The sequence below is a fragment of the Bacteroides pyogenes genome (assembly GCF_014196225.1).
GTDB lineage: Bacteria > Bacteroidota > Bacteroidia > Bacteroidales > Bacteroidaceae > Bacteroides > Bacteroides pyogenes_A.
Window position 1 is genome coordinate 42,324 of sequence record NZ_JACIDI010000008.1, and the last position, 24,676, is coordinate 66,999.

Consider the following 24,676-nt stretch of genomic DNA (forward strand, 5'->3'; position numbering starts at 1 on the left):
TTTTTTAGATTTTGACTGCAAAAATAATCATTTTTTCATTCAGAAACTCGAATAATCCAATTTTCCGGTTTCGAGCCGGCGCAGAGAACATTCCGTATTCTTTACGGCAAGCAAGCATTTTATACGATGCCGGAAAGCAACGTTTGCCGAAAAACGTTCGGGTTCTTTTGCGCTCCTTACGCAATAAACATTATCTTTGCAGACAAAACATAAACTTGTGGCAATGAATCACCGCATACCTCGTTACTCACTCTTTTTCTTCCTGATTGCCGGGTGCATCGCCTTCGCGGCAAGCTGCAAAAAGAAAGACATGTCGCTGAAACTGAATCATCCGCGCAATATCCGGGGCGTAATCAGCTACAAGCGTTCGTTCCCGGACATGAACGAAAAGCACCTGAACGTGGCGCAGGCCATCGGCATCCGCCCCTTGGCCGACCGCAAGGAAGCCGCCCGGATGAAAGGAAAGCTGGTACATATCACGGGCAACCCATATTACGAAGTGGACTCGCTGACGCACTCCATACCCTATCTCATACCGCGTGCCGGCGCGCTTCTCGATACCATCGGCGCGCGCTTCATCGACTCTTTAGACGCGAAGGGACTCAATCCGAACCGGATAATCGTGACTTCCGTACTGCGCACCAAAGAGGATGTAAAGCGCCTGCGCCGCCGGAATGTGAATTCATCGGAAAATTCGGCACACTGTTACGGTGCGACTTTCGATGTCAGTTGGAAGCGGTTCAAGAAAATAGAGGATGAAGACGGTCGCCCCACACAGGATGTCAGCCCCGATACGCTGAAGCTCGTCCTTTCGGAAGTGCTGCGAGATTTGCGGCAGGCAGGCAAATGCTACATAAAATACGAATTGAAGCAAGGGTGCTTCCACATCACGGCCCGGTAATTTTACGGCAAGTGTTTTTCACGGAGGCATATCCCGGCGAATGGAACAGAGGCTCTGCTCAGGCGGAACAGAAGCTCTGCCGGAATGAAACAGAGGCTCTACCGGAACGAAACAGAGGCTCTGTTCAGGCGAAACAGAGGCCCTGCCGGAATCAAACAGAAGCTCGCTAAGAAGGAACTCCAAGTTCCTCCCCGGCAAAGCACTGCCGCAAAGCAGCGGAAACGCACCGCACGTCATACACAAACACTATTTTGGAAACGCAATCTGCAAAATTCCGTCTCCAAAGTCTAAGAATACGAAAACGATTCACTAAATTTGCAGAAACTTTTCTTTAATACAACTCAATGATAGAAAAACTGATAGTCCTTGAAGATATCGACCCCGTTATCTTCTATGGAGTGAACAACACCAACATACAATTGATAAAGGCTTTATACCCGAAGCTGCGCATCGTTGCACGCGGAAATGTAATCAAAGTGCTGGGCGATGAGGAAGAGATGTGCGCCTTCGAAGAAAATATCACCAAGCTGGAAAAGTACTGCGCCGAATACAACTCGCTGAAAGAGGAGGTAATCATCGACATCATCAAGGGAAATACGCCGCAGGCGGAGCAAAGCGGAAACGTCATCGTGTTCAGTGTCACAGGCAAACCCATCATTCCCCGAAGCGAGAACCAGATGAAACTGGTGGAAGGATTCGCCAAGAACGACTTGCTGTTCGCCATCGGTCCCGCCGGTTCGGGAAAGACATATACCGCAATCGCTCTCGCGGTACGCGCACTGAAGAACAAAGAAATCAAAAAGATTATCCTCTCACGTCCCGCCGTCGAAGCCGGAGAAAAACTCGGTTTCCTTCCCGGCGACATGAAAGAAAAGATAGACCCGTACCTGCAACCGCTTTACGACGCGCTGCAAGACATGATTCCCGCCGCCAAGCTGAAAGAATATATGGAACTCAACATTATCCAGATAGCTCCGCTGGCTTTTATGAGAGGACGCACGCTGAACGATGCTGTAGTCATTCTGGACGAAGCGCAGAACACCACTACGCAACAAATCAAGATGTTTCTCACCCGCATGGGAATGAATACGAAGATGATCATAACGGGAGACATGACGCAAATCGACCTCCCCACCTCTCAAACGTCGGGTCTGATACAGGCGCTGCGCATCCTGAAAGGAGTGAAAGGCATCGGATTCGTGGAACTGGGGAAAAAAGACATCGTGCGCCACAAGCTTGTGGAACGCATCGTAGACGCTTACGAGAAATTCGACAAAGAGGTGAAAGCGGCGAAAGAGGCAGCGAAGAGCACGGCACAAAGCGATGCGGAGCCACGCAAAGCGGACGGGAAAGAGAAACGGAACGAAACGGAGCGGAAGGATGTTTCCGAAGGCGGTGGCAAACGCGAAAAACCGCAGCAGGAGAATCCGGCGCCGGAAGCTGCAAAGAGCCGAAACAACAAATCAGAAAAACCGTCTAACAATAAATAAAGATGAAAGCATTAACAAAAACAGATTTCAACTTTCCGGGACAGAAAAGCGTATATCACGGAAAAGTGCGCGATGTGTACAACATCAACGGTGAGAAACTCGTCATGGTGGCAACCGACCGTATTTCGGCGTTCGACGTGGTGCTGCCCGAAGGCATTCCATACAAAGGACAGATGCTGAATCAGATTGCGGCGAAGTTTCTCGACGCCACGACAGACATCTGCCCGAACTGGAAGCTGGCTACTCCCGACCCGATGGTGACGGTCGGCGTTTTGTGCGAAGGGTTCCCGGTAGAGATGATCGTGCGCGGATACCTGTGCGGAAGCGCGTGGAGAGCGTATAAGAACGGGGCGCGCGAAATTTGCGGCGTTAAGTTGCCCGAAGGCATGCGCGAGAACCAGAAGTTCCCCGAACCTATCGTTACACCCACCACCAAAGCCGAAATGGGACTGCACGATGAAGACATCTCGAAAGAGGAAATCCTCAGACAAGGCTTGGCTACTCCCGAAGAGTACGCCACTTTAGAGAAATACACGCTGGCGCTTTTCAAACGCGGAACGGAGATTGCCGCCGGGCGGGGACTGATTCTCGTAGATACGAAATATGAATTCGGCAAGCACAACGGAACCATCTACCTGATGGATGAGATTCATACTCCCGACTCCAGCCGCTATTTTTATGCCGACGGCTACCGCGAACGCTTCGAAAAAGGCGAACCGCAGAAGCAGCTTTCGAAGGAGTTTGTCCGCGAATGGCTGATGGAAAACGGATTCCAGGGGAAAGAAGGGCAGCAGGTTCCCGAAATGACTCCGGCCATTGTGCAAAGCATCAGCGAACGATACATCGAGCTGTTCGAAAACATTACCGGCGAGAAGTTTGTAAAAGAAGACACGGGAAACATCGCCGAACGGATAGAGAAAAACGTTCTGCAATACTTGAAATAAACGTAAGCGGCAACCATGGATTACCCGCAACAACATATCAAGCCTTACGACAAAGAGGGCAAAAAGAGCGAGCAAGTGGAACGGATGTTCGACAACATCGCACGAACTTACGACAGACTGAATCATGCCTTGTCATTAGGCATCGACCGCCGCTGGCGCCGCAAAGCCATCGCATGGCTCCGCCCCTTCCGCCCGCAACGCGTCATGGACGCGGCTACCGGAACGGGCGACTTCGCCATCCTTGCCTGTCGCAAGCTGCGCCCCCGGCAACTGATAGCCACAGACATTTCGGAAGGCATGATGAACGTGGGGCGCCAAAAGGCGAAGGAGCAAGGTCTGGCGGATACGATATCGTTCGTCCGCGAAGATTGCACTTCCCTTTCTTTTGCCGATAACGAGTTCGATGCCGTTACCGTAGCGTTCGGGATACGTAACTTTGAAGATCTGGACCAAGGTCTTTCGGAGATGTGCCGCGTGCTGAAACCGGGGGGGCATCTGGTTATCTTAGAGCTCACCACCCCCGACCGTTTCCCGATGAAGCAACTGTTCGCGATTTACTCGAAGGCTGTGATTCCGCTGTTGGGTAAAATTCTCTCTAAAGACAAGAGTGCGTATCATTATCTGCCGGACACGATCAAGGTGTTCCCCCAAGGGGAAATCATGAAAGAAGTAATCGGCAAAGCCGGGTTCAGGGAAGTGAATTTCCGGCGGCTCACCGGTGGCATCTGCACTCTTTATACGGCTACTAAGTAACAGACAACCAGCAAATCGGCCGAAGGAGACAAAATATCCCGCCGTTTGCGCAACCACTAAGACGATGGATAAATACGGTTTAATAGGGTATCCCCTGAGGCATTCGTTCTCTATCGGATACTTCAACGAGAAATTCAATTCCGAAAGAATCGACGCGGAGTACGTGAACTTCGAGATTCCCCGCATCGAAGATTTCATGAAAGTAATCGAAGATAATCCCGACCTGCGGGGGCTGAACGTCACCATCCCGTACAAGGAGCAGGTGATTCCTTTTCTCGACGGGCTCGATCCGGACACTGCCGAAATAGGAGCCGTCAATGTAATTAAACTCATCCGCGAACCGAAAAAGAAAGCAAGGCTGGTCGGTTATAATTCAGACATTATCGGATTTGTCCAGTCTATCCAGCCGCTATTGCTGCCACATCATAAGAAAGCGCTGATTCTGGGAACGGGCGGAGCTGCCAAAGCGGTTTTCCACGGACTGAAGAAACTGGGCATCGAAAGCACGTTCGTCTCTCGCACGCAGAAAACGGAAAAGACGCTGACCTACGAGGAACTGACTCCCGAAATCGTACAGGAGCATACCGTCATCGTCAATTGCACGCCGGTAGGCATGTATCCCAAAGTGGATTTCTGTCCCGACATTCCTTACGAGCACCTCACACCGAGCCATTTGCTGTACGATTTGCTCTACAATCCCAATACCACGCTTTTCATGAAGAAGGGAGAAGCCAAGGGGGCTGTCACTAAAAACGGGCTGGAAATGCTTTTGCTACAGGCTTTCGCAGCTTGGGAAATCTGGCAAAAATAAAAAGAAAGGAGACGGAATGAGAAAGAAATCGCGGAAATCGCTCTTGAAATTTATACTAAGCCTGTCGGTTATCGTACTGATATTTGTGGGCGGGGGAAGCTGGTACCTGATTCGGTATGCGCTGACGCCCTCCCGGCAAATCAAGCAAAAGAACGACTCTACCGACTTGTTCATGGCCGAACGCTATCCGTTTTACAAGTCATGGACGGACAGCCTGAAGCAAGCCGAAGCGTTGCGCGATACGTTCATCACCAACAAAGAGGGTATCCGGCTGCATGCATACTATGTGCGCGCGGCACGCCCCACGCGCAACACAGCCGTCATTGTGCACGGATATACGGACAATGCCATGCGCATGATGATGATCGGCTATCTGTACAGCTGCGATTTAGGGTTCAACATCCTGCTTCCCGAGTTGCAATATCACGGAGCAAGCGGCGGGAATGCCATCCAAATGGGATGGAAAGACCGGTTGGATGTAATGGAATGGATGGATGTGGCCGACCGCCTGTATGGCCCGGACACGAAGATGGTGGTACACGGTATTTCGATGGGAGCGGCTACGACGATGATGGTATCGGGCGAGCGGCAGCCTCTTTACGTAAAGGCTTATGTGGAAGATTGCGGCTATACCGACGTGTGGGATCAGTTTGCCAAAGAGTTGGACGAAGGTTTCCGCCTCCCTCCTTTCCCCCTCCTCCACACGGCAAGCCGGCTGTGCGATATCTTATACGGATGGAACTTTAAAGAGGCTTCGGCGCTGAAGCAGGTCGCCCGATGTAAGCTTCCCATGCTTTTCATACACGGCGACAAGGACAGGTACGTCCCCACTCGGATGGTATATCCGCTGTACGAAGCCAAATGCGAACCGAAAGAACTCTGGATTGTCCCCGGAGCCGCGCATGCGGTTTCCTATCAGGAAAACCCCGAAGAATATACCCGCAAAGTGCGCGGCTTTATCGATCGCCACGTCCGATGATGCCGAATAACACAAGGAGTATGGAACGAGTTTCCGAAAAGTTGCTATATTTGCAAAAGTAAACGAATTCGTATGAAATCAATCCTCACCCTGATATGCGCCGTTTTCCTGTGGTTTCCCTTACAGGCAAAGGAGAAAATATATACGGTAGACAATCTTCCGAAGGTTCATCTGCAAAACAAAATGAAATATGTGTGCAACCCCGAAGGAATTCTTTCGCAAGCGGCCTGCGACACGATAGATGCCCGGCTTTACGCATTGGAGCGGCAAACAGGGATCGAGACCGTAGTGGCGGTGGTTCCTTCCATCGGGGAAGCGGAATGTTTCGATTTCTCTCACGAACTGCTGAACCGGTGGGGAGTGGGTAAAAAAGGGAAAGACAACGGGCTGGTCATCTTGCTGGTGACCGATCAGCGGTGCATCCAGTTCTATACCGGATACGGGCTTGAGGGGATTCTCCCCGACGCCGTCTGCAAAAGAATCCAGACACAATACATGATTCCTTATCTGAAAGACAAGAAATGGGACGAAGGAATGGTGGCGGGAGTCGTAGCTACCTGCGGTCGTCTCGACGGTTCGATGGAAAACGATACGGAAAACGAATCGGAGGACGGCGCAATGGGCATCATTCTTGTCGTATTCGGATTCATGGCCATAGCTATAGGCGTTTCGTTATTCGCCGCATGGAAGGAAAGCCGCTGCCCCAACTGCGGAAAACACCGGTTGCAGAGAAGCGGTTCGCGAATCGTTTCGCGCAGCAACGGAATAAAGGCGGAGGACATCACATATACGTGCGGCAATTGCGGGCATACGATCGTCCGACGTCAGCAAACCTATGACAGTAATTACCGGGGCGGAGGCGGAGGACCTTTCATCGGAGGTTCGGGAGGAGGAAGCTTCGGTGGCGGGCGAGGATTCGGCGGCGGACGAGGATTCGGAGGCGGAAGTTTCGGCGGAGGAATGGGGGGAGGCGGAGGTGCCGGCTCACGATTCTAAACAAACCGAAAAGCCTGAAAAGGAAACTTCGCAATAGAAACGGCAGAAATAAAGAAAAATGCAAATCTTTATCAAACTATATCATTAGAAAAACGATGAACGAGTAAAAACTATAAAGCAAAAGAATTATGAAAAAGTCAACTATTATCTTTTTAGTCGTAGCAGGTGTTTTGGTTATCTGGGCTATCAGCGCTTACAACGGATTGGTAACCATGGAAGAGAAAGTAAGCAACCAGTGGGCGAATGTAGAAACACAGTATCAGCGCCGGGCCGACTTGATACCCAATCTCGTGAACACGGTGAAAGGATATGCCGCACACGAGAAATCGACACTGGAAGGCGTGATAGAAGCTCGCAGCAAAGCCACGCAAATCAAAGTGGAAGCTAAAGACCTGACACCGGAAAAGCTGGCGGAATACCAGAAAGCTCAGGGAGAGGTGACATCGGCATTGGGCAAACTGCTTGCCGTGAGCGAAAGGTATCCCGACCTGAAGGCCAACCAAAACTTCCTCGAATTGCAAGCACAGTTGGAAGGTACGGAAAACCGCATCACTGTAGCCCGCAAAAACTTCAACGATACCGCCAAAGAGTATAACACAGCCGTTCGCCGTTTCCCGAAAAACATCTTTGCGGGTATCTTCGGATTCGACAAGAAGGCTTATTTCGAAGCGGAAGCCGGATCGGAAAAAGCGCCTAAAGTAGAGTTTTAAACGATAATCTGTGTCGATGGACTGAGAGGTTTTGCCGGAGAAAAGTTTTTAAAACAGAACCCTAAGGCATCGGCTCGAAGAATATTCTTTTTCCTGTAACATCCCCTCCTGTTATTTTCTGCGACATTACCTACCGGTTTCTGAGATAAACCGGCACGATGCGAAGAAAACGACAGGAGGGGATGTAGTATATGGCATATTGCATCTGTCTAAGAAAGCTGTCGCGTTTGCGTAAGAAAAAATTCCGCGTTCGTTCGAATACGAAAATTCTCTTAGGGAAATACGGTCTTTTCAGGCAATAACCTTTTATCGTTTATGGGAGAAATAAGCGTAAATCTCCCGAAAACGAGTATCGCGAGTAAAGGCAATATGAATCCGTTGAGAGAAATTAATACCACTGAATATTGCTTTGTGTCTGGCTGCGTTGCTCGTATTTCAAATCTTGCAGAATGCTTGCATTGGCGCGAATCATCACATTGTAGTATTTCCAGCGTCCGAACGGGGAAAGGCTGGCGGAAAGATTGAAGCAGTGCAAGTCGCGGGAAATGGTGCAGGAGGTCTGAGTAATCTCTTTCGCCTGAAAGTCATATCCCGAGCTGAACGAGATCGACCATTTGTTTGAGATCTTCACATTACCGTTTGCATTGATATTGTGCGTATAAGTATAAGGATACCTCATTGAATGTCGGTTGATAGGCTTCGAACGGTCTTCACGGATATTGAACGAATAACTGACATTCAATGACCAGGGCATCTTGAAAGCCTGGTAGCCGTCCGGATCAGATTCCGCCTTCTTGACCTTTTTAGTCTTTACCTCTTCCTCCTTGTACTCATCCTCCGATTCGTCGTCTTCCTCTCCGGGTTTCTTTTTGGTTTTCTCCTCCTCTTCTTTCGGGCCGAACCACTTTTTCCAGGTATCGTTGTTGAAAGTATAGCTGAACGAAGAGCCATATCCTTGGAATCGTCCGAATCGTCCGTACGACCACTCGGTACGGTTGCTCGTCACCACATTCCCGTTCTTGTCGAAAGCATAAGCGTATGTAGCGAATGAGGCGTTCATATTGAATGTATAGTTTTTCGTGAGTTTCAGACGCAGACTCATACTCAGGTCGCTCCACGGCCTTTCTTTGGCAGCCATATTGTAAGACATACCCGCTCCCAACTCATCGATCAAGCTCACTTTTTTAATGGAATCGTTCTTATCTTTATACTTCATCTCCAGATTGTTCGAAACCGAGAAGCTGACCGTCCCCGAGCCCTCGCGTGAAGGAACTCCGTAAGGTTGCCCGCTGAAAGGAGAGTAGTATTGCGTCATGCCGTTGTTGTCGGTATACTCTTTCCAGTATTTGCTAAAGCTCGGCGCGCCGCTGAGGCTTACCTGCGGAGTGAACACATGGCGGATCTGCATCTCTTTCTTTTTCATGAAAAGAGGCTTGTACATACCGTATAGTTTGGTGCTCATGCTCAGGCTTGCCGAATAATTCGCTACCCGGTAAAAACCGTTGATCGTATCTTTCAAGGCAGGATCCAAAGCGTTTTTCTCGGGATTGTAGGTCTGATTAACCTTACGGGTGTACCAGCGTTCCGTGTAATTCACCGAAGGAGACAACTGGATATACTTCAGCAAAGTGAACGTGGCACTGACGGGAATATTATGGTTCATCGAGTGCTCCCAATCACTGATTCCGGCTTTAAAGAGCCGATCGTCTTTGGTGCGGATGCTATTCGTAAAACGTCCGGAGTAACTCACCGAGATCTTTTCATACCAACGTTCCGCTCCTGCCGCTTTCTTGCGTTTGAAAGGGAACAGGCGATTCAGTGTGATATTCAAGTCGGGCAAGGTGACCGCTATAGATGAATCGCGCATGGTCTGCGCAATATTACTGGTTCCCGAAAGCGTCAGCCCGATATCGGGGAAGCTGCGGGAATAACTGATGCTCGATGTTTTTGTGTTTTGAGTCATCGCCTGAGCGTTGTACAAGTTGCCGATGTTGGAACGCTCGTAACTGCTGGTCGAAAAGTTCACACTGGCGGAAAAAGTAGTGTTGGGGCTTGCCTTCGGATCCTGCCTATGGCTCCATACTACCTTGAAGTCTTTCGCCACGGCATAATCGGGCATACCTTTATCACCGGTCTTGGTCACCTGATAATCGGCTTGCACCATTCCCGAATATTTGTATCTTCTGTTGTAATTGGTCAGTCCGGATAATCTCCAGGAACCTTTCGTAAAAATATCTCCCGTAAACTTCAGGTCCATCATGTCGCTGATGGCGAAATAGTATCCCCCTTCCGCCAATCCGAACCCGCGGTTGGAGTCGTCCATGTAAGTGGGCATAATGAATCCCGAAGAATAGCTGCTGGAAAAAGGAAAGAAGAAAAAAGGCACGGCTATAGGCAAAGGGACGTCTTCGACAACAAGATAAGCGGGTCCCGTCACCACATTTTTTTTGGGCCGGACTTTCGCCTTTGTGAGTTGCATATAAAAGTGAGGATGATCGTGATGGTCGCAAGTGGTGTAGCGTCCATCCTCCATGAATATTTCGTCATTAGCTCCTTTCTTTGCCTTTTTACCGGTGACGTAACCCTCGCCCTGCTGAGTCACGATGTCACTGATCCCCGCTTTCTTACTCTTGAAGTTGTAACTTATCAATTTCGTATCATACGACGTATCTCCGTCTTTAAACACCGGCTTTCCCTTGATTACTCCGGTAGAGTCTTCTATCCCGTAAGCATGCACTGTGCTGCTGTCGAGGTTCATCGAAATCACTTCGGCTGCCAGCTCTATCTTCTGATAGTTTACCTTTCCGCTTCCATACAGTGTAGCGGTCCCCCCGAGAGTAAAGACCATAGAGTCGGTGGATTCGTAGATAACGGGAGCTTCAAGCGGCTGTTTCTTAGAAAAGGGAGTAACGGAGTCAATGCGCAATGTGTCCGATTTAGCCGTCGGGGTTCTTGAAAGAGAATCCTTTTGCGCGGCATCGGAGCCTGTCACTCTTCTTCTCGGTCGCTGAGATGCGGCCTTATCGGGAAGAAACAACAAAACAAATAACAGTATAAATGATGTAAGTATTTTCGCTTTCAACGACGTCATTAACTCATAAGTTTACGCTTGAAGTGGCAAAAGTACACAATCTTCACCAATAATACGTGAGAACCTGTGTTATTTAATTATTTTTTAGTGCTATAGAAACAGCGAGCACCACCTGTCGAAACGGGCTAATCCTTCCTCTCCGTACCGTTCGATACTTTTCCGTGCGTGAGCTACTGTCTTTTCCCTGTCGAGATGTGTTTTCGAAAAGAACTTATCGGCAAAACAAATCAGCTGTTCTTCCAAACTCACAGGAAGCATTTCCCGGTGAGGTACGGGCAGTTCTTGCTGAATAATCTCCTTCAGCGACAGTCCTGCTCCCGTATGCCGTTCGCAAACAAGCGCATGGCGATACAGTCCCTCCTCACGCAGCAAATCGGCCCCTAAATATCCGTGGCAAATATACGGGTAAGTGCCCTCACAATGTATGCCCGGAGCGTGAGTTCGGAATATACCGATATCGTGGAGCAAGGCGGCTTCTTCGACAAAGCGGCGGTCGAAAGCAAGTTCGGGATGCGCTTCCGCCATCGACAGTGCTTTTCGGGCTACAGCAGCACTGTGCGCTACTAAAATATGTTTCAATTCATTCTCTTGCGGGTAATACTTGTCAATCAGTTGAACCGGACTCATTTTATCGTTTATTTTTCGTATACATAAATGAACATTCCAATCACTTCAATGAATATTCTTTGCAATATTACTAAAATTTACGATATTCACCCCCAACAGTTCTCATTATTATCTGCTTGCACAAAACTCTTTTCTTTTTTTCCAGCGCTCAACTCCTTCACGAAACTTCTTCGCTTTCCGCCCTTTCAACCAAGGCTGCTCCAATATTTCAGGAATATGGCGGGCATTATCTATCACCCGAACAGGGGCGGAAGCTGTTTTTATAATCTCCACATCGTCATACAAAGAGTTATCTTCTAAAAAGGCCTTCATACGGAGCGTATCACCTTTCACATCAATCATTTGGTAGAAACGGTGATTCGTACCAAAGCGGTCATATTTGTCGTTAAATCTTAAACGGTATTCCTTAGGTGAAGCATGACTTACCAGATAGATCGGTACAGTCATTTCTCCATTCTTTTTCTTGTTTGTCATACGGGCATAATTGTGTTCATGTCCCTGAAGCACCAAGTCAACCCCGTACTCCCGAAGCAACGAATCGAACATCCAGCGCACCGGAAGATTGTTCATTTTCCCTTTAATGGAATATACCGGATGATGAAACATCACTATTTTCCACTTTTTATCCGAAGCTTTCAGCGTTTTTTTCAACCACTCTCGTTGTGAGAACAAAAACCAAGCATCTCGATTACTGTCGAGTGTAATAATAGTAGCGTCTTTATAATCTATCGCATACACATTATTCCGCTTGTAACGCGAATCGAGAAGATAAGAAAAAGCATACGCGAACCGCTTTTCCATAACACGTGTCAAACCTTTAATATATTCATGATTGCCGGGAGAAACCATTACAGGTTTGCAAGGAGCAATCGAATCTATACTTTGGTAGGCTTCCTCCCAATAGCAATTCATCGGACGTTCCACAAAATCGCCGGCAAACATGTAGAAGTCGGTATCGGGATAACGATGGCGTATATTTTCCATAAACTCGCGTGTTTTACCACGCAATGTATCTTGTACGTCTCCGATAAAGGCAAAAGAAAAATAATCTGTCGAGTCGGGCTGTGTAGAGAAAAAATACCATTTGGAAACATCAGAATCATTCCAAACCCTGTAAGCGTATGAAGCTCCATACGCAAGTTTCCCGAATTTCGCCCAATTGGCATAACAAAAGCCGCCCAATGTCCTGAAGAATTTGGAATATCCATCCACCCAAATGGTATCTCCCGATCCGACTTTCGTATATTCCAATTTTGCCTGTTTCGAGACGCCGCCGCATACCCAACTGACATTACGAGAAAGTTCGCCATCATTTCCAAAAGTAAGAAGCACACGTTGCGGTTCGTCAGTGAGCACATAGCGTATCTCAGGAAGATTTTCGAACCATGCCTTCCATCTTTTTTTACAAATAGCAACACCAACTATCAACAAAAGCAAGATTATTCCCCCAATTATTTTTGTTCTTTTTTTCATCACAATATCGTCCTTTAAGCAAAAACAAAGATAAAAAATTATGTTCCAAAAATCGGAACACTTGTTCTATATTTAACCTTTTTCTATTTTTCTCTTCTTCCAGAGTTGCCAACTGTTAATGATATTTTGCCACAATACATATGAACCGGGGGCAATAGACGACAGCGGGTTTAAATAGGTATGCGCCATCCAAATAGCCAAAATCGTGTTTTTCTGTCCTAGGGCCTGCCCACCACTGATGCGATCGTTATAAGCGCTTCCAATCATTTTCCCAAGGAAGAATTGCAGACCGCATACGACCAAGGCACCTGTTACAATCATAATCTCCGTGAACCCGCCGGCAGGCTCATTCACTAATGAATGTGTAGTTTGAGCAGTAACAATGATTAATGAAACGGCCCAAAGGTAAAAAGACAAATCATGATATCCCAGCAAACAGCGATGAAGCTTCGGAAGGAACTTCTGTAAGAGCCAGGCCAAAAAGAAAGGGAAAATAAGTAAAGGGAACACCCTTTCTACGATAATCAAAAAAGAACTCCAAAAACCAACATCAATTCCGACTTCAACCAAAGGGAAAAATAAAGGAACTGCAATAGCCGCTCCGATATTGCCAAGCAATGTGTATGTGGCAACGCTTGCTATATTTCCTCCCAACTTCGATGTAACCACCGCAGCAGCTGTAGCGGTAGGGCAAATGATACAAACCATCACTCCTTCGGCCAAAATTTTATTGACGCGACAAAGCTGAAAATAGGCGATTAATGCTCCGGCAATCTGAATCAGCAACAACCATCCGTGTAAAGGCTTGATTCTTATATCCTGAGGCGATACTTTACAAAAAGTAAGCAACAGCATAACAAAAATAAGATATGGAGTTAAAAAAGAGAAAGTAATAAACAAAGGATAGCCTATGGCACCTAGCAACATGGCAAGAGGCAGTGTCCAATTCTTCAAGAGCTTAAGCATTGCAGTATTGTTTTTTGAATGCAAAGTACGGAGATTTCAAAGAAAAACTATCATCAAACCGAAAAAAACTCAAAACTTAATGGTAAATCACGAGTTTTCTACAAAATTCTACTACATTTGCATCATCATTTTTGAGATTATGAGAATGCAAAAGTCCTACATAGTATATATATCCATTATTTTGGGGTTGCTCATGTCGCCCGGATATAATGGAAACTTATGGGGGAAAGATTTCACTGTAGTCATTGATGCCGGACATGGCGGACATGACCCGGGAGCTATCGGCAGAATTTCCAAAGAAAAAAACATCAACCTGAATGTAGCTTTGAAATTAGGTGGACTCATACAAAAAAACTGCAGCGATGTAAAAGTTATTTATACCCGGACAAAAGATGTTTTTATTCCACTTAATCGAAGAGCCGAAATAGCGAACAACGCAAAAGCCGATCTCTTTATTTCAATACATACCAATGCATTAGCCAATAACCGAACAGCTCAAGGGGCTTCCACATGGACACTCGGTCTCGCAAAATCAGAAGCAAATTTGGAAGTAGCCAAACGGGAAAATTCGGTAATTTTATACGAAAGTGACTATCGCACAAGATATGCAGGATTCAATCCAAACTCCTCCGAGTCATATATTATTTTCGAATTCATGCAAGACAAATATATGGCACAGAGCGTACATTTGGCTTCATTGGTACAAAAACAGTTCCGCCATTCGTGCCGTCGAATAGATAGAGGAGTGCATCAAGCCGGTTTTTTGGTATTAAAGGCGAGTGCCATGCCCAGTATATTGATAGAATTGGGATTTATTTCCACACCCGCAGAAGAACGTTATCTGAACTCATCAAACGGAATCAACGAAATGGCTAAAGGTATTTATTATGCTTTCTTAAACTATAAAAGAGAACATGAATTGAGATTGACCGGAAGCAGTAAAACAATAGTGCCCACCGAACCGGGAAATACAAAATCAGAAACACCTTCTCCAATAACAGAAATTAAAGAGGAAAATAAGGGAAAGATTGATGACAGGCAAAAAATGGAATTAACGGCAGACACAACACCGCTATCTCAAACTTCCGAACAAACAACAGAATCTTACACTAGAATAGAAAGCAAGAAAGAACCGGAAATCATATTTAAATTGCAAATATTGACTTCTAGACAACCGTTATCCCAAAACGACAAGCGACTAAAAGGGTTGAAAGATGTTGATTATTACAAAGAGGAAGGCATTTACAAATACACATACGGCGCATCACCTGACTACAACAAAGTATTACGCACCAAACGAAGTATTGCTACATTATTCAATGATGCATTTATCATAGCCTTTCGAGGTAATGAGAAGATAAATATCAATGAAGCAATCGCTGAATTCAAGAAAAGCAGAAATAAATAAAAACATGAAATATATTACGAAAGAAGTAAAAATAGGTCTGGCCGGGATCATCGCATTATGCATAATCGTTTATGGAATTAATTGGTTGAAAGGTATACACATGTTTCAACCGTCAAGTTATTTTTATGCCAAATTTGAAAACGTGAACGGGCTGACTAAATCCAGCGCAGTGTTTGCTGATGGGGTTCGGGTAGGTATTGTCCGTGACATATCCTACGATCACCTACAACCCGGAAATGTAGTCGTGCAAGTTGAATTAGATAATGACTTGCGTATTCCGAAAGGCAGTATGGCCGAGTTAGTACCCGAACTGATGGGTGGCGTGCGAATGAATATCCTTATGGCCAACAACCTGCGTGAAAAACATTCCGTAGGTGATACGATACCCGGAATATTAAATAGCGGTATGGTAGAAAGCGTATCGAAACTCATGCCTCAAATAGAAAGCATGCTTCCTAAGCTGGATTCCATACTAACATCCCTCAATTCTATCGTAAATGATAAAAGTATTCCTGCCACTCTTCACTCCATGGAAGCTACAACCGCAAATTTGGCTGTAGTCAGCACACAAATAAAAAGTTTGATGAACAACGACATTCCCCAACTTACAGGTAAACTTAATATTATCGGCGATAATTTTATCGCTATCAGCAATAACCTGAAAGATATAAATTACGCCGAGACTCTCAAAAAAGTAGACGACACATTGGCCGATGTAAAAATAATGACAGAAAAGCTGAAAAGGAGAGATAATTCACTCGGCCTTCTTCTGAATGACGCATCCTTATACAACAACCTTAGCGCGACAAGTAAAAATGCAGCCGATTTACTGGAAGATTTAAAATTGCACCCGAAACGCTATGTCCATTTTTCCGTTTTCGGCAAAAAAGGGAAATAAGAAAAATAGAATAAATTAGATTACATCTAAATAAGAAAGAGTAAACTAAAAGAATTTTAAATCATTGAAACATGCATCTATAAACCAAGATGCGTCTTTAAAATAAGCTGATTAAAATAAGAAACACAAAAGATATAGAAGGATTAAATAAATGATAATCAAACTATTATAAAGATACAATAGTCCGTTAATTTACACCCTTCATATATAAAAGCATAAGTCACTGAATGTAAACGGATTATTAGTCGAACGAGAAATACAAGAAAAACATGGATTTGTTTTTCTCAAATAAGATTCCCAAATTTGCAAAACGTAGAAGTTTCGCTTAACTAAATAAATGTACTAAAGTCACTATGATTGAATCAAATCATGTTGTGCTTTGGAACCGCTGTCTTACGATCATAAAAGACAATGTTCCCGAGACAACATATAATACTTGGTTTGCCCCTATCGTCCCATTAAAATATGAGGACAAAACGTTGATCGTACAGATTCCAAGCCAGTTCTTTTATGAAATTCTGGAGGAGAAATTTGTAGATTTGTTACGAAAAACGTTATATAAAGCTATTGGTGAGGGCACCAAGCTAATGTATAATGTCATGGTTGACAAAACTTCGATTCCTAATCAGACTATAAATCTCGAAGCAAGCAATCGTTCCATAGCTGTTTCCCCTAAAAGCAGTACCAATCTCAATAAAGCGCCGAACTTCCTGAAAGCCCCCGCCGTTCAGGATTTGGATCCGCATTTAAATCCAAATTACAATTTTGAGACTTTCATTGAAGGATACAGCAACAAACTATCGAGAAGCGTAGCCGAAGCCGTTGCACAAAATCCTGCGGGAACAGCGTTCAACCCCTTGTTCCTGCATGGAGCATCCGGAGTCGGAAAAACTCATTTAGCGAATGCAATTGGTACGAAAATCAAAGAGCTTTATCCTGAAAAAAGAGTATTGTACGTTTCCGCACACTTATTTCAGGTACAATACACCGATTCGGTACGAAACAATACGACTAATGATTTCATCAATTTCTACCAGACAATCGACGTTCTGATCATTGATGACATTCAAGAATTTGCGGGCGTTACTAAAACTCAAAATACGTTCTTCCACATCTTCAATCATTTGCACCAAAACGGCAAACAGCTGATTTTGACTTCCGACCGTGCACCGGTGCTGTTGCAAGGAATGGAGGAACGATTGCTTACCCGTTTTAAATGGGGAATGGTGGCCGAACTCGAAAAGCCGACTGTAGAATTGCGAAAAGATATTTTGCGAAACAAAATACATCGTGACGGTCTAGAGTTCCCACCCGAAGTCATCGATTATATTGCAGAGAATGTCAACGAAAGCGTACGAGATCTGGAAGGAATTGTCATCGCCATCATGGCGCGTTCTACAATCTTTAACAAGGAAATAGATCTGGAGCTGGCTCAACACATAGTGAAAGGCGTGGTACACAGTGAAACGAAAGCCGTCACCATCGATGATATCCTGAAAGTCGTATGCAAGCATTTTGGCTTGGAATTGGCTGCCATACATACAAAATCCAGAAAAAGAGAAGTGGTGCAGGCACGACAGATAGCCATGTATCTGGCCAAAAGCAACACAGACTTCTCTACATCAAAGATTGGAAAATTCATTGGAAACAAAGATCATGCAACCGTACTCCACGCATGCAAAACCGTAAAAGGGCAGCTGGAGGTAGACAAAAGCTTTAAAGCAGAGGTCAAAGAAATCGAAAGTTTGTTACGGAAAAGAGGATAGTTGAAGCAGCCGTTACCTGCAAACACATGCCTGCTAACTTTTCGCAGCATCCCCCATCGGCTTATTCATATCGAAGAAAGACGGGATGTACGAAAGTTTGGCGGAACTCTCGCGAGCATCTTCGACCTTAAACAAGCCCGGACCACTACAAGCAAGCCCTGCGAAAGCTTTCAAACGATAGCCTTGCAAAGCCCCCGCATCAACAAGATGCGATAGAGATTAAAGGAAGAAACCTTGCTTGCGAAGCACCTTCAACAGATTCTCAGACATAAATTCATTATCTTTTTGGGTATAACGGACATCAGTAAACACTTGAGCCAAAGTTTCTTTTCCATTCTCCACCACAAATTGCTTGTTCACCGGCAACGATTCTTTGCAAGCATAGATCCGGTCAATATCATCCGACGTGTAATCGCGATAAACCTCTTGATGCACAATCGCTTCCCGAGACAAACGATCAACTTGAGGCGGCATTTCGTCGGGATAACCCACCGTAACTGTTGTCACAGGGAATACCAACTCCGGCAACTGAAGCGCATCAATAATCATTTCAGGGTTATAAGTAGTTGTTCCCAAATAACAAATCCCCAATCCCTTTTCTTCTGCCAATGTGCAAAATGTCTGAGCCACCAATAACGTGTCCATAGCCGCATTCATGAAAGACATCAGATTATTATATCCCGGCACAGCTTTCCGTTGCTCACACCACAGGCTGAACCGCCGAAAATCCGCGCAAAAAGTCAATACCACCGGAGCCTCCTCAACCATCGGTTGATGAAAATGGGCAGGCGAAAGCAGACTTTTCATTTCCGCATCGCGAGTAACCACTACGCTGTAAAGCTGCATGCCTCCCATAGTAGAGGCACGAAAAGAAGTTTCAAGCAAATCATTTAACAAATCTACGGGAATATCCTCAGACAGATACTTCCGGATAGTCCTTCTGTTTCTGACAGTTTCAATCATATCTTTTTTTTGCAAAGATACAAAAAAAGAAAGAACATTTTATATTATTCCAATAATATAGCAATTTTCTTTTTGGAAAACTTTCCTCATCTATAAGAATTCATACAACACTGATAAACAATCAATTAACATTTTAAAATGGAAAACTTACAACCTGTTCATAAAATCATTCCTTTTTATTTTGAAAGATTAAAAAACATTCTTAGCTTTGCAAACACATTTGTTAATGATAAGTAAACTTCTACGCACATTACTTATTGAACAAAAAATCTAAGATATAGAAATCGTGGAAAAACAAACTTATTCTTACGAAGAAGCCTATGAAGAATCTTTACGATATTTTCAAGGCGATGAGCTTGCTGCAAGAGTGTGGGTAAACAAATATGCAGTAAAGGATTCTTTCGGAAATATCTACGAAAAGTCTCCGGAAGACATGCATTGGAGAATAGCCAACGAAGTAGCCCGCATCGAAGCGAAGTACCCCAACGGACTCACGGCAAAAGAGCTTTACGATTTGCTCGATCACTTCAAGTACATCGTTCCTCAAGGAAGTCCGATGACCGGTATCGGCAATGATTACCAGGTAGCTTCACTGTCCAACTGTTTTGTTATCGGAGTAGACGGCTCTGCCGATTCGTACGGCGCCATCATCAAAATCGACGAGGAACAGGTACAACTGATGAAACGGAGAGGAGGCGTAGGACACGATTTATCGCACATACGCCCGAAAGGTTCTCCTGTGAAAAACTCGGCATTGACTTCCACCGGACTGGTTCCTTTCATGGAACGTTATTCGAACTCCACCCGAGAAGTAGCACAAGACGGGCGACGGGGAGCACTCATGCTGAGTGTTTCAATCAAGCATCCCGACTCGGAAGCTTTCATCGACGCTAAAATGACCGAGGGAAAGGTGACCGGAGCGAATGTCTCCGTGAAGCTGGACGACGCCTTTATGCAGGCGGCGGTAGACGGGAAACCATACATTCAGCAATACCCTATCGACTCTCTGAACCCGAAAGTGACGAAAGAAATAGACGCTTCCACTTTGTGGAAGAAAATTGTGCACAACGCATGGAAGTCGGCAGAACCCGGAGTCCTCTTCTGGGATACCATCATTCGCGAGTCCGTACCCGATTGCTATGCAGACTTAGGATATAGGACCGTATCGACAAATCCTTGCGGAGAAATACCCTTGTGCCCCTATGACTCCTGCCGTTTGCTGGCTATCAACCTATATTCTTACGTAGTGAATCCATTCAAGCCGGACGCTTATTTCGATTTCAACTTGTTTAAGAAGCACGTAGCTCTGGCACAACGCATCATGGATGACATCATCGACCTCGAGTTGGAAAAGATCGAGAGCATCATGCATAAGATTGACGCCGACCCTGAAAGCGAAGAGGTGAAACACTCGGAACGCTTGCTTTGGGAAAAGATTTACAAGAAAAGCGGACAGGGACGCCGGACAGGTGTAGGCATCACTGCGGAAGGAGACATGCTGGCAGCCTTAGGACTTCGCTACGGTACGGAAGAGGCTACCGAGTTTTCGGAGGAAGTACATAAAACAATCGCCTTGTGCGCTTACCGTTCATCCGTAGACATGGCGAAAGAGCGGGGAACGTTTGAAGTTTACAGCAGCGAACGCGAACAGAACAACCCGTTCATCAGGCGTCTGGCTGAAGCCGATCCGCAGCTATACGAAGACATGAAGAAATACGGACGGCGCAACATCGCTTGCCTGACTATCGCCCCGACAGGAACAACCAGCTTAATGACGCAAACCACTTCGGGAATCGAACCGGTATTCTTGCCCGTGTACAAGCGTAGAAGGAAGGTGAACCCGAATGATACCAATGTACGCGTGGATTTTGTGGATGAAACCGGCGACGCTTTCGAGGAATATATCGTATTCCACCATAAGTTCGTGACGTGGATGGAGGCTAACGGATACGACCCTGCCAAGCGATATACACAGGAAGAAGTGGACCAATTGGTGGCGAAATCGCCTTACTACAAAGCCACTTCCAACGATGTCGACTGGCTGATGAAGGTCAGAATGCAGGGAAAGATACAGAAATGGGTAGACCACTCCATCAGTGTAACGATCAATCTGCCGAACGATGTGGACGAAGACTTGGTGAACCGCCTCTATGTGGAAGCATGGCGCTCAGGGTGCAAAGGTTGCACCGTATATCGCGACGGATCGCGTTCGGGAGTTCTGATCGCTGCAAAAGCGGAAAAGAAGAAAGACGACGAGCTTCCTCCGTGCAAGCCCCCCACAGTGGTGGAAGTACGCCCCAAAGTGCTGGAAGCCGATGTGGTACGTTTCCAGAACAACAAAGAGAAATGGGTGGCATTTGTCGGCTTGATGGACGGACATCCGTACGAGATATTCACCGGATTGCAAGACGATGATGAAGGGATTTTATTACCCAAGAGCGTAACGATGGGACGCATCATCAAGAATGTGGACGAAGAAGGAAACAAACGCTACGATTTCCAGTTTGAGAACAAGCGGGGATACAAAACAACGATCGAAGGATTGTCCGAAAAGTTCAACAAAGAGTATTGGAACTATGCGAAACTGATCTCGGGAGTACTTCGTTACCGGATGCCGATTGAGCAAGTTATCAAACTCGTAAGTTCACTGCAATTGAACAGCGAGAGCATCAACACTTGGAAGAACGGTGTAGAACGAGCTTTGAAGAAGTATGTACAAGACGGAACGGAAGCCAAAGGCAAAAAATGCCCGAATTGCGGAAACGAGACTCTGGTATATCAGGAAGGTTGCCTGATCTGTAAAACTTGCGGCGCTTCAAGGTGCGGATAAAAGAAAACAGGGATAGCGTACGAAACAGAAACGCACTGTAAGGCTCATTGCCGCCTGCTTTAAAACTCGGATTCATACGGATTGATGTAAAAACGCCAAGTTCGGCTTATGCAAATCCGCATGAATCCGAGTTTTTAGCGGCATAACGGTTCTTTTTTACCGCAACCGCTTTATTTTTCTCGGAAAATTATCTTATACTTGCACCGACATTAGTCGTTAACCCGAAAAAGCAGTCGATAAATGCACGTATCATTTCATATAGAATACCGCACCAATTGGGGCGAAGAAGTAAAAATAGCCGGTCTGTTCCCCCATCCCGTCGCTTTACAGACCACAGACGGCATACATTGGACGACCGAAATAGAGCTCGAAATCCCCGAAGAAGGCGCAACGATTCATTACAACTACCGGATAGAAGAAAACGGCACGGTGACACGGAAAGAGTGGAACCATCTGAAACGAAGCCTTTTCCTGTCGGGTTCTTCCAAAAAGCGATACCGGATACACGATTGTTGGAAAAACATTCCCGAACAGCTGTACTACTACAGCTCCGCTTTCACCGATATTCTTCTGGCGCATCCCCACAGGGATGCCCTCCCGCCAAGTTACAACAAGGGTCTGATAATAAAGGCATACGCGCCCCGTATCGATGACAATTACTGCCTCGGCATTTGCGGAAACCAAAAGTGCCTGGGAAACTGGGACCCCGACAAAGCCGTATTGATGAGCGACGCGAACTTCCCCGAGTGGCAAGCGGAACTCGACGCTTCCAAACTGAAGTTCCCGTTAGAATATAAGTTTGTGCTGTATAACAAGCAACAGAAGCAGGCAGATTGCTGGGAAAACAACCCCAACCGCTATTTGGCAGCTCCGTCACTGAAGGCCAATGAATCCATCGTCATTTCCGACCGGTATGTTTTTTTCGACACGCCGCTGTGGAAAGGAGCCGGTACGGCCGTGCCCCTTTTCTCGCTGAGGTCGGAACAGAGCTTCGGAGTGGGCGACTTCGGCGATTTGGAACGTCTGACCGACTGGGCGGTAAGCACCAACCAGAAGATTATACAGATTCTGCCCATCAACGACACGACGATGACGCACACATGGACAGACTCTTATCCGTACAACAGCATTTCGATCTACGCCCTGCACCCGATGTATGCCGACATCAGCCGGATGGGAAAGCTGAAGGACAAAGAGGCGGCTGCCGCTTTCGAAAAGAAGCAGCAGGAACTGAACAGCCTGAATTCGGTAGATTACGAGGCTGTGAACCGGAACAAATGGGCGTTTTTCCGGCTCATCTTCGCGCAAGAAGGCGAACAGACGCTGCGTTCGAGAGCGTTCGAAACATTTTTCGAATCGAACAAAGAGTGGCTTCTGCCCTACGCCGCATTCAGCTACCTGCGCGACAAATACGGTACGCCCGACTTTCGGCAATGGCCCCGACACGCAGTGTTCGAACCGGAAGAAATCGCCGGGATGTGCCGCCCCGATTCCGGCATATACCCCGAAATAGCGATTCATTACTTCGTTCAATACCACCTGCACAGGCAGTTGACCCGTGCAACGGAATATGCACGCCGAAACGGTGTAGTACTGAAAGGAGACATTCCGATAGGCATCAGCCGCAACAGTGTAGAGGCATGGACAGAGCCGCATTATTTCAACATGAACGGACAAGCGGGCGCGCCGCCCGACGACTTCTCGCAGAACGGACAGAACTGGGGATTCCCCACTTACAATTGGGAGGCGATGGAAAAAGACGGTTACGCCTGGTGGATGAAGCGTTTCCGCAAGATGGCAGAGTATTTCGACGCTTACCGGATCGACCACATCCTCGGCTTCTTCCGTATCTGGGAGATTCCCATGCACGCCGTACACGGTCTGCTGGGACGGTTCGTACCCTCCATCCCCATGAGCCGGGAAGAGATAGAAAGCTACGGCATCGGCTTCCGCGAAGAGTTGCTCAGCCCCTACATCCACGAATCGTTTCTTCATCAGATCTTCGGCCGCCACACCGAATCGGTGAAAGCCACCTTCATCGAACCGACAGGCGAAGTGGGATTGTACCGGATGAGAAAAGGTTTCGAGACGCAACGGCAAGTGGAAACCTTTTTCGCGGACAAGGCAACAGACTCCGACACAGAGATAAAGGAAGGGCTTTACAGCCTCATCAGCAACGTATTGTTCATTCCCGACCCGAAAGAAAAAGGCAAATATCACCCGCGCATAGGCGTGCAACGCGATTTTGTGTACCATGCATTGAGCCATGAAGAGAAAGCGGCCTTCGACAAATTGTACGACCGGTATTACTACCATCGGCACGACCTTTTCTGGCAACAGCAAGCCATGAAGAAGCTGCCGCAGCTTACGCAAGCCACCCGCATGCTCATCTGCGGCGAAGATCTGGGGATGATTCCCCACTGCGTGCCTTGGGTGATGAACGAGCTTCGCATTCTCAGTCTGGAGATACAGCGAATGCCCAAGAATCCGGCGCACGAATTCGGACACCCCGAAGCATATCCCTACCCATCGGTGTGCACCGTCTCCACACACGACATGTCGACTTTGCGAGGCTGGTGGGAAGAAGGCCATCAGCAGACACAGCGTTATTACCGGGACGTATTGGGGCACTACGGCAACGCTCCTGCGTCTGCCACGCCGGAATTATGCGAAGAAGTAATCAGAGAGCATCTGGGCAGCCGCTCCATGTTCTGCATCCTGTCGCTGCAAGACTGGCTTTCCATCGACAAGAAGCTGAGAAACCCGGACGTACGGGAAGAGCGTATCAACGTTCCGTCGAACCCGCGCCATTATTGGCGATACCGGATGCACCTCACGCTGGAGGAGCTGATGCAGACGGAAACTCTTAATAAGAAGATACGGGAACTGATTAAGTACACCGGCAGAAATCCGAAGAAATAAGCACGTTTTCGAACCGGCGGTGTGTCCCCGGAGGGCAACTGATCCATTCGGCAAGAGGGAGTATCCACGCATACAGCACCGCGCTCTCACCTATAATCTCCGCAAAACGAAATGTTAGTGCCTTGTAAAATGAAGCGTTCTATTTCGT

The 24,676-nt window shown here is 46.7% G+C and carries 17 protein-coding genes and 1 pseudogene; 13 read left to right on the plus strand and 5 right to left on the minus strand.

Going from position 1 to position 24,676, the window contains the following annotated elements:
* The first annotated feature begins 223 nt into the window (after positions 1-223).
* The 8 genes and pseudogenes from GGR07_RS07065 (at position 224) to GGR07_RS07100 (ending at position 7,584) form a co-directional block, all read left to right on the plus strand.
* Entirely contained in the window at positions 224-901 is a 678-nt protein-coding gene (locus GGR07_RS07065; protein ID WP_021646449.1) for a DUF5715 family protein, read from the plus strand.
* A 344-nt stretch (positions 902-1,245) separates the two neighbouring features.
* A pseudogene (locus tag GGR07_RS07070) lies at positions 1,246-2,211 on the plus strand (PhoH family protein); the annotation flags it as partial.
* Between the two features lie 182 nt (positions 2,212-2,393).
* Positions 2,394-3,335 carry a phosphoribosylaminoimidazolesuccinocarboxamide synthase gene (locus tag GGR07_RS07075; RefSeq protein WP_021646446.1) on the plus strand — a complete coding sequence of 314 codons (942 nt, stop codon included), beginning with the start codon at positions 2,394-2,396 and terminating at the stop codon, positions 3,333-3,335.
* Between the two features lie 15 nt (positions 3,336-3,350).
* Positions 3,351-4,088 (plus strand): bifunctional demethylmenaquinone methyltransferase/2-methoxy-6-polyprenyl-1,4-benzoquinol methylase UbiE, encoded by a 738-nt coding sequence (ubiE, locus tag GGR07_RS07080; protein WP_021646445.1) that lies wholly within the window; start codon positions 3,351-3,353, stop codon positions 4,086-4,088.
* Positions 4,089-4,152: 64 nt separating this feature from the next.
* Positions 4,153-4,899 carry a shikimate dehydrogenase family protein gene (locus GGR07_RS07085; RefSeq protein ID WP_021646444.1) on the plus strand — a complete coding sequence of 249 codons (747 nt, stop codon included), beginning with the start codon at positions 4,153-4,155 and terminating at the stop codon, positions 4,897-4,899.
* A gap of 16 nt (positions 4,900-4,915) precedes the next feature.
* Positions 4,916-5,878 (plus strand): alpha/beta hydrolase, encoded by a 963-nt coding sequence (locus GGR07_RS07090; protein WP_034542816.1) that lies wholly within the window; start codon positions 4,916-4,918, stop codon positions 5,876-5,878.
* A 72-nt stretch (positions 5,879-5,950) separates the two neighbouring features.
* A complete protein-coding gene (locus GGR07_RS07095; protein ID WP_122056657.1) occupies positions 5,951-6,874 on the plus strand; it encodes a TPM domain-containing protein in 924 nt (307 codons plus the stop codon).
* A 128-nt stretch (positions 6,875-7,002) separates the two neighbouring features.
* Positions 7,003-7,584 carry a LemA family protein gene (locus tag GGR07_RS07100; protein WP_021646441.1) on the plus strand — a complete coding sequence of 194 codons (582 nt, stop codon included), beginning with the start codon at positions 7,003-7,005 and terminating at the stop codon, positions 7,582-7,584.
* Between the two features lie 388 nt (positions 7,585-7,972).
* Here the strand turns inward: GGR07_RS07100 and GGR07_RS07105 are convergent, their stop codons facing one another.
* The 4 genes from GGR07_RS07105 to GGR07_RS07120 all read right to left on the minus strand — a co-directional run bounded on the left by GGR07_RS07105 (position 7,973) and on the right by GGR07_RS07120 (position 13,741).
* Complete coding sequence (locus GGR07_RS07105) at positions 7,973-10,675, minus strand: putative LPS assembly protein LptD (RefSeq protein ID WP_034542815.1); 2,703 nt, start codon at positions 10,673-10,675, stop codon at positions 7,973-7,975.
* 90 nt (positions 10,676-10,765) lie between these two features.
* The gene (locus GGR07_RS07110) at positions 10,766-11,302 is read right to left on the minus strand and encodes an HDIG domain-containing metalloprotein (RefSeq protein ID WP_021646438.1); all 537 of its coding nucleotides are present in this window, start codon (positions 11,300-11,302) and stop codon (positions 10,766-10,768) included.
* 108 nt (positions 11,303-11,410) lie between these two features.
* Positions 11,411-12,775 (minus strand): metallophosphoesterase family protein, encoded by a 1,365-nt coding sequence (locus GGR07_RS07115; protein ID WP_021646437.1) that lies wholly within the window; start codon positions 12,773-12,775, stop codon positions 11,411-11,413.
* A 72-nt stretch (positions 12,776-12,847) separates the two neighbouring features.
* Positions 12,848-13,741, minus strand: a complete 894-nt coding sequence (locus tag GGR07_RS07120) for a bile acid:sodium symporter family protein (RefSeq protein WP_027324825.1) — start codon at positions 13,739-13,741, stop codon at positions 12,848-12,850.
* Between the two features lie 139 nt (positions 13,742-13,880).
* Here GGR07_RS07120 and GGR07_RS07125 point away from each other — a divergent pair, with 139 nt between their 5' ends.
* The 3 genes from GGR07_RS07125 to dnaA all read left to right on the plus strand — a co-directional run bounded on the left by GGR07_RS07125 (position 13,881) and on the right by dnaA (position 17,813).
* A complete protein-coding gene (locus GGR07_RS07125; protein WP_034542850.1) occupies positions 13,881-15,149 on the plus strand; it encodes an N-acetylmuramoyl-L-alanine amidase family protein in 1,269 nt (422 codons plus the stop codon).
* Between the two features lie 4 nt (positions 15,150-15,153).
* The gene (locus GGR07_RS07130; protein WP_034542848.1) at positions 15,154-16,047 is read left to right on the plus strand and encodes an MlaD family protein; all 894 of its coding nucleotides are present in this window, start codon (positions 15,154-15,156) and stop codon (positions 16,045-16,047) included.
* A gap of 353 nt (positions 16,048-16,400) precedes the next feature.
* Positions 16,401-17,813, plus strand: coding sequence for a chromosomal replication initiator protein DnaA (dnaA, locus tag GGR07_RS07135; RefSeq protein ID WP_021646433.1), 1,413 nt, complete (start codon positions 16,401-16,403; stop codon positions 17,811-17,813).
* Between the two features lie 219 nt (positions 17,814-18,032).
* Here the strand turns inward: dnaA and GGR07_RS07140 are convergent, their stop codons facing one another.
* Complete coding sequence (locus GGR07_RS07140; protein WP_034542846.1) at positions 18,033-18,776, minus strand: NADPH-dependent oxidoreductase; 744 nt, start codon at positions 18,774-18,776, stop codon at positions 18,033-18,035.
* A 286-nt stretch (positions 18,777-19,062) separates the two neighbouring features.
* Between GGR07_RS07140 and GGR07_RS07145 the strand changes: the two genes are divergently transcribed.
* The gene (locus GGR07_RS07145) at positions 19,063-21,606 is read left to right on the plus strand and encodes an adenosylcobalamin-dependent ribonucleoside-diphosphate reductase (RefSeq protein ID WP_034542814.1); all 2,544 of its coding nucleotides are present in this window, start codon (positions 19,063-19,065) and stop codon (positions 21,604-21,606) included.
* A gap of 240 nt (positions 21,607-21,846) precedes the next feature.
* Entirely contained in the window at positions 21,847-24,528 is a 2,682-nt protein-coding gene (locus GGR07_RS07150; RefSeq protein ID WP_122056348.1) for a 4-alpha-glucanotransferase, read from the plus strand.
* Positions 24,529-24,676 lie beyond the last annotated feature (148 nt).

Bases quoted from the DNA above. Each gene is read 5' to 3' on its own strand.
- GGR07_RS07115 (WP_021646437.1), bottom strand. From the start codon at position 12,775: ATGAAAAAAAGAACAAAAATAATTGGGGGAATAATCTTGCTTTTGTTG.
- GGR07_RS07100 (WP_021646441.1), top strand. From the start codon at position 7,003: ATGAAAAAGTCAACTATTATCTTTTTAGTCGTAGCAGGTGTTTTGGTT.
- GGR07_RS07075 (WP_021646446.1), top strand. From the start codon at position 2,394: ATGAAAGCATTAACAAAAACAGATTTCAACTTTCCGGGACAGAAAAGC.
- GGR07_RS07130 (WP_034542848.1), top strand. From the start codon at position 15,154: ATGAAATATATTACGAAAGAAGTAAAAATAGGTCTGGCCGGGATCATC.
- GGR07_RS07110 (WP_021646438.1), bottom strand. From the start codon at position 11,302: ATGAGTCCGGTTCAACTGATTGACAAGTATTACCCGCAAGAGAATGAA.
- GGR07_RS07140 (WP_034542846.1), bottom strand. From the start codon at position 18,776: ATGATTGAAACTGTCAGAAACAGAAGGACTATCCGGAAGTATCTGTCT.
- GGR07_RS07065 (WP_021646449.1), top strand. From the start codon at position 224: ATGAATCACCGCATACCTCGTTACTCACTCTTTTTCTTCCTGATTGCC.
- ubiE (WP_021646445.1), top strand. From the start codon at position 3,351: ATGGATTACCCGCAACAACATATCAAGCCTTACGACAAAGAGGGCAAA.
- GGR07_RS07085 (WP_021646444.1), top strand. From the start codon at position 4,153: ATGGATAAATACGGTTTAATAGGGTATCCCCTGAGGCATTCGTTCTCT.
- GGR07_RS07120 (WP_027324825.1), bottom strand. From the start codon at position 13,741: ATGCTTAAGCTCTTGAAGAATTGGACACTGCCTCTTGCCATGTTGCTA.
- GGR07_RS07150 (WP_122056348.1), top strand. From the start codon at position 21,847: ATGCACGTATCATTTCATATAGAATACCGCACCAATTGGGGCGAAGAA.
- GGR07_RS07125 (WP_034542850.1), top strand. From the start codon at position 13,881: ATGAGAATGCAAAAGTCCTACATAGTATATATATCCATTATTTTGGGG.
- GGR07_RS07095 (WP_122056657.1), top strand. From the start codon at position 5,951: ATGAAATCAATCCTCACCCTGATATGCGCCGTTTTCCTGTGGTTTCCC.
- GGR07_RS07090 (WP_034542816.1), top strand. From the start codon at position 4,916: ATGAGAAAGAAATCGCGGAAATCGCTCTTGAAATTTATACTAAGCCTG.
- GGR07_RS07105 (WP_034542815.1), bottom strand. From the start codon at position 10,675: ATGACGTCGTTGAAAGCGAAAATACTTACATCATTTATACTGTTATTT.
- dnaA (WP_021646433.1), top strand. From the start codon at position 16,401: ATGATTGAATCAAATCATGTTGTGCTTTGGAACCGCTGTCTTACGATC.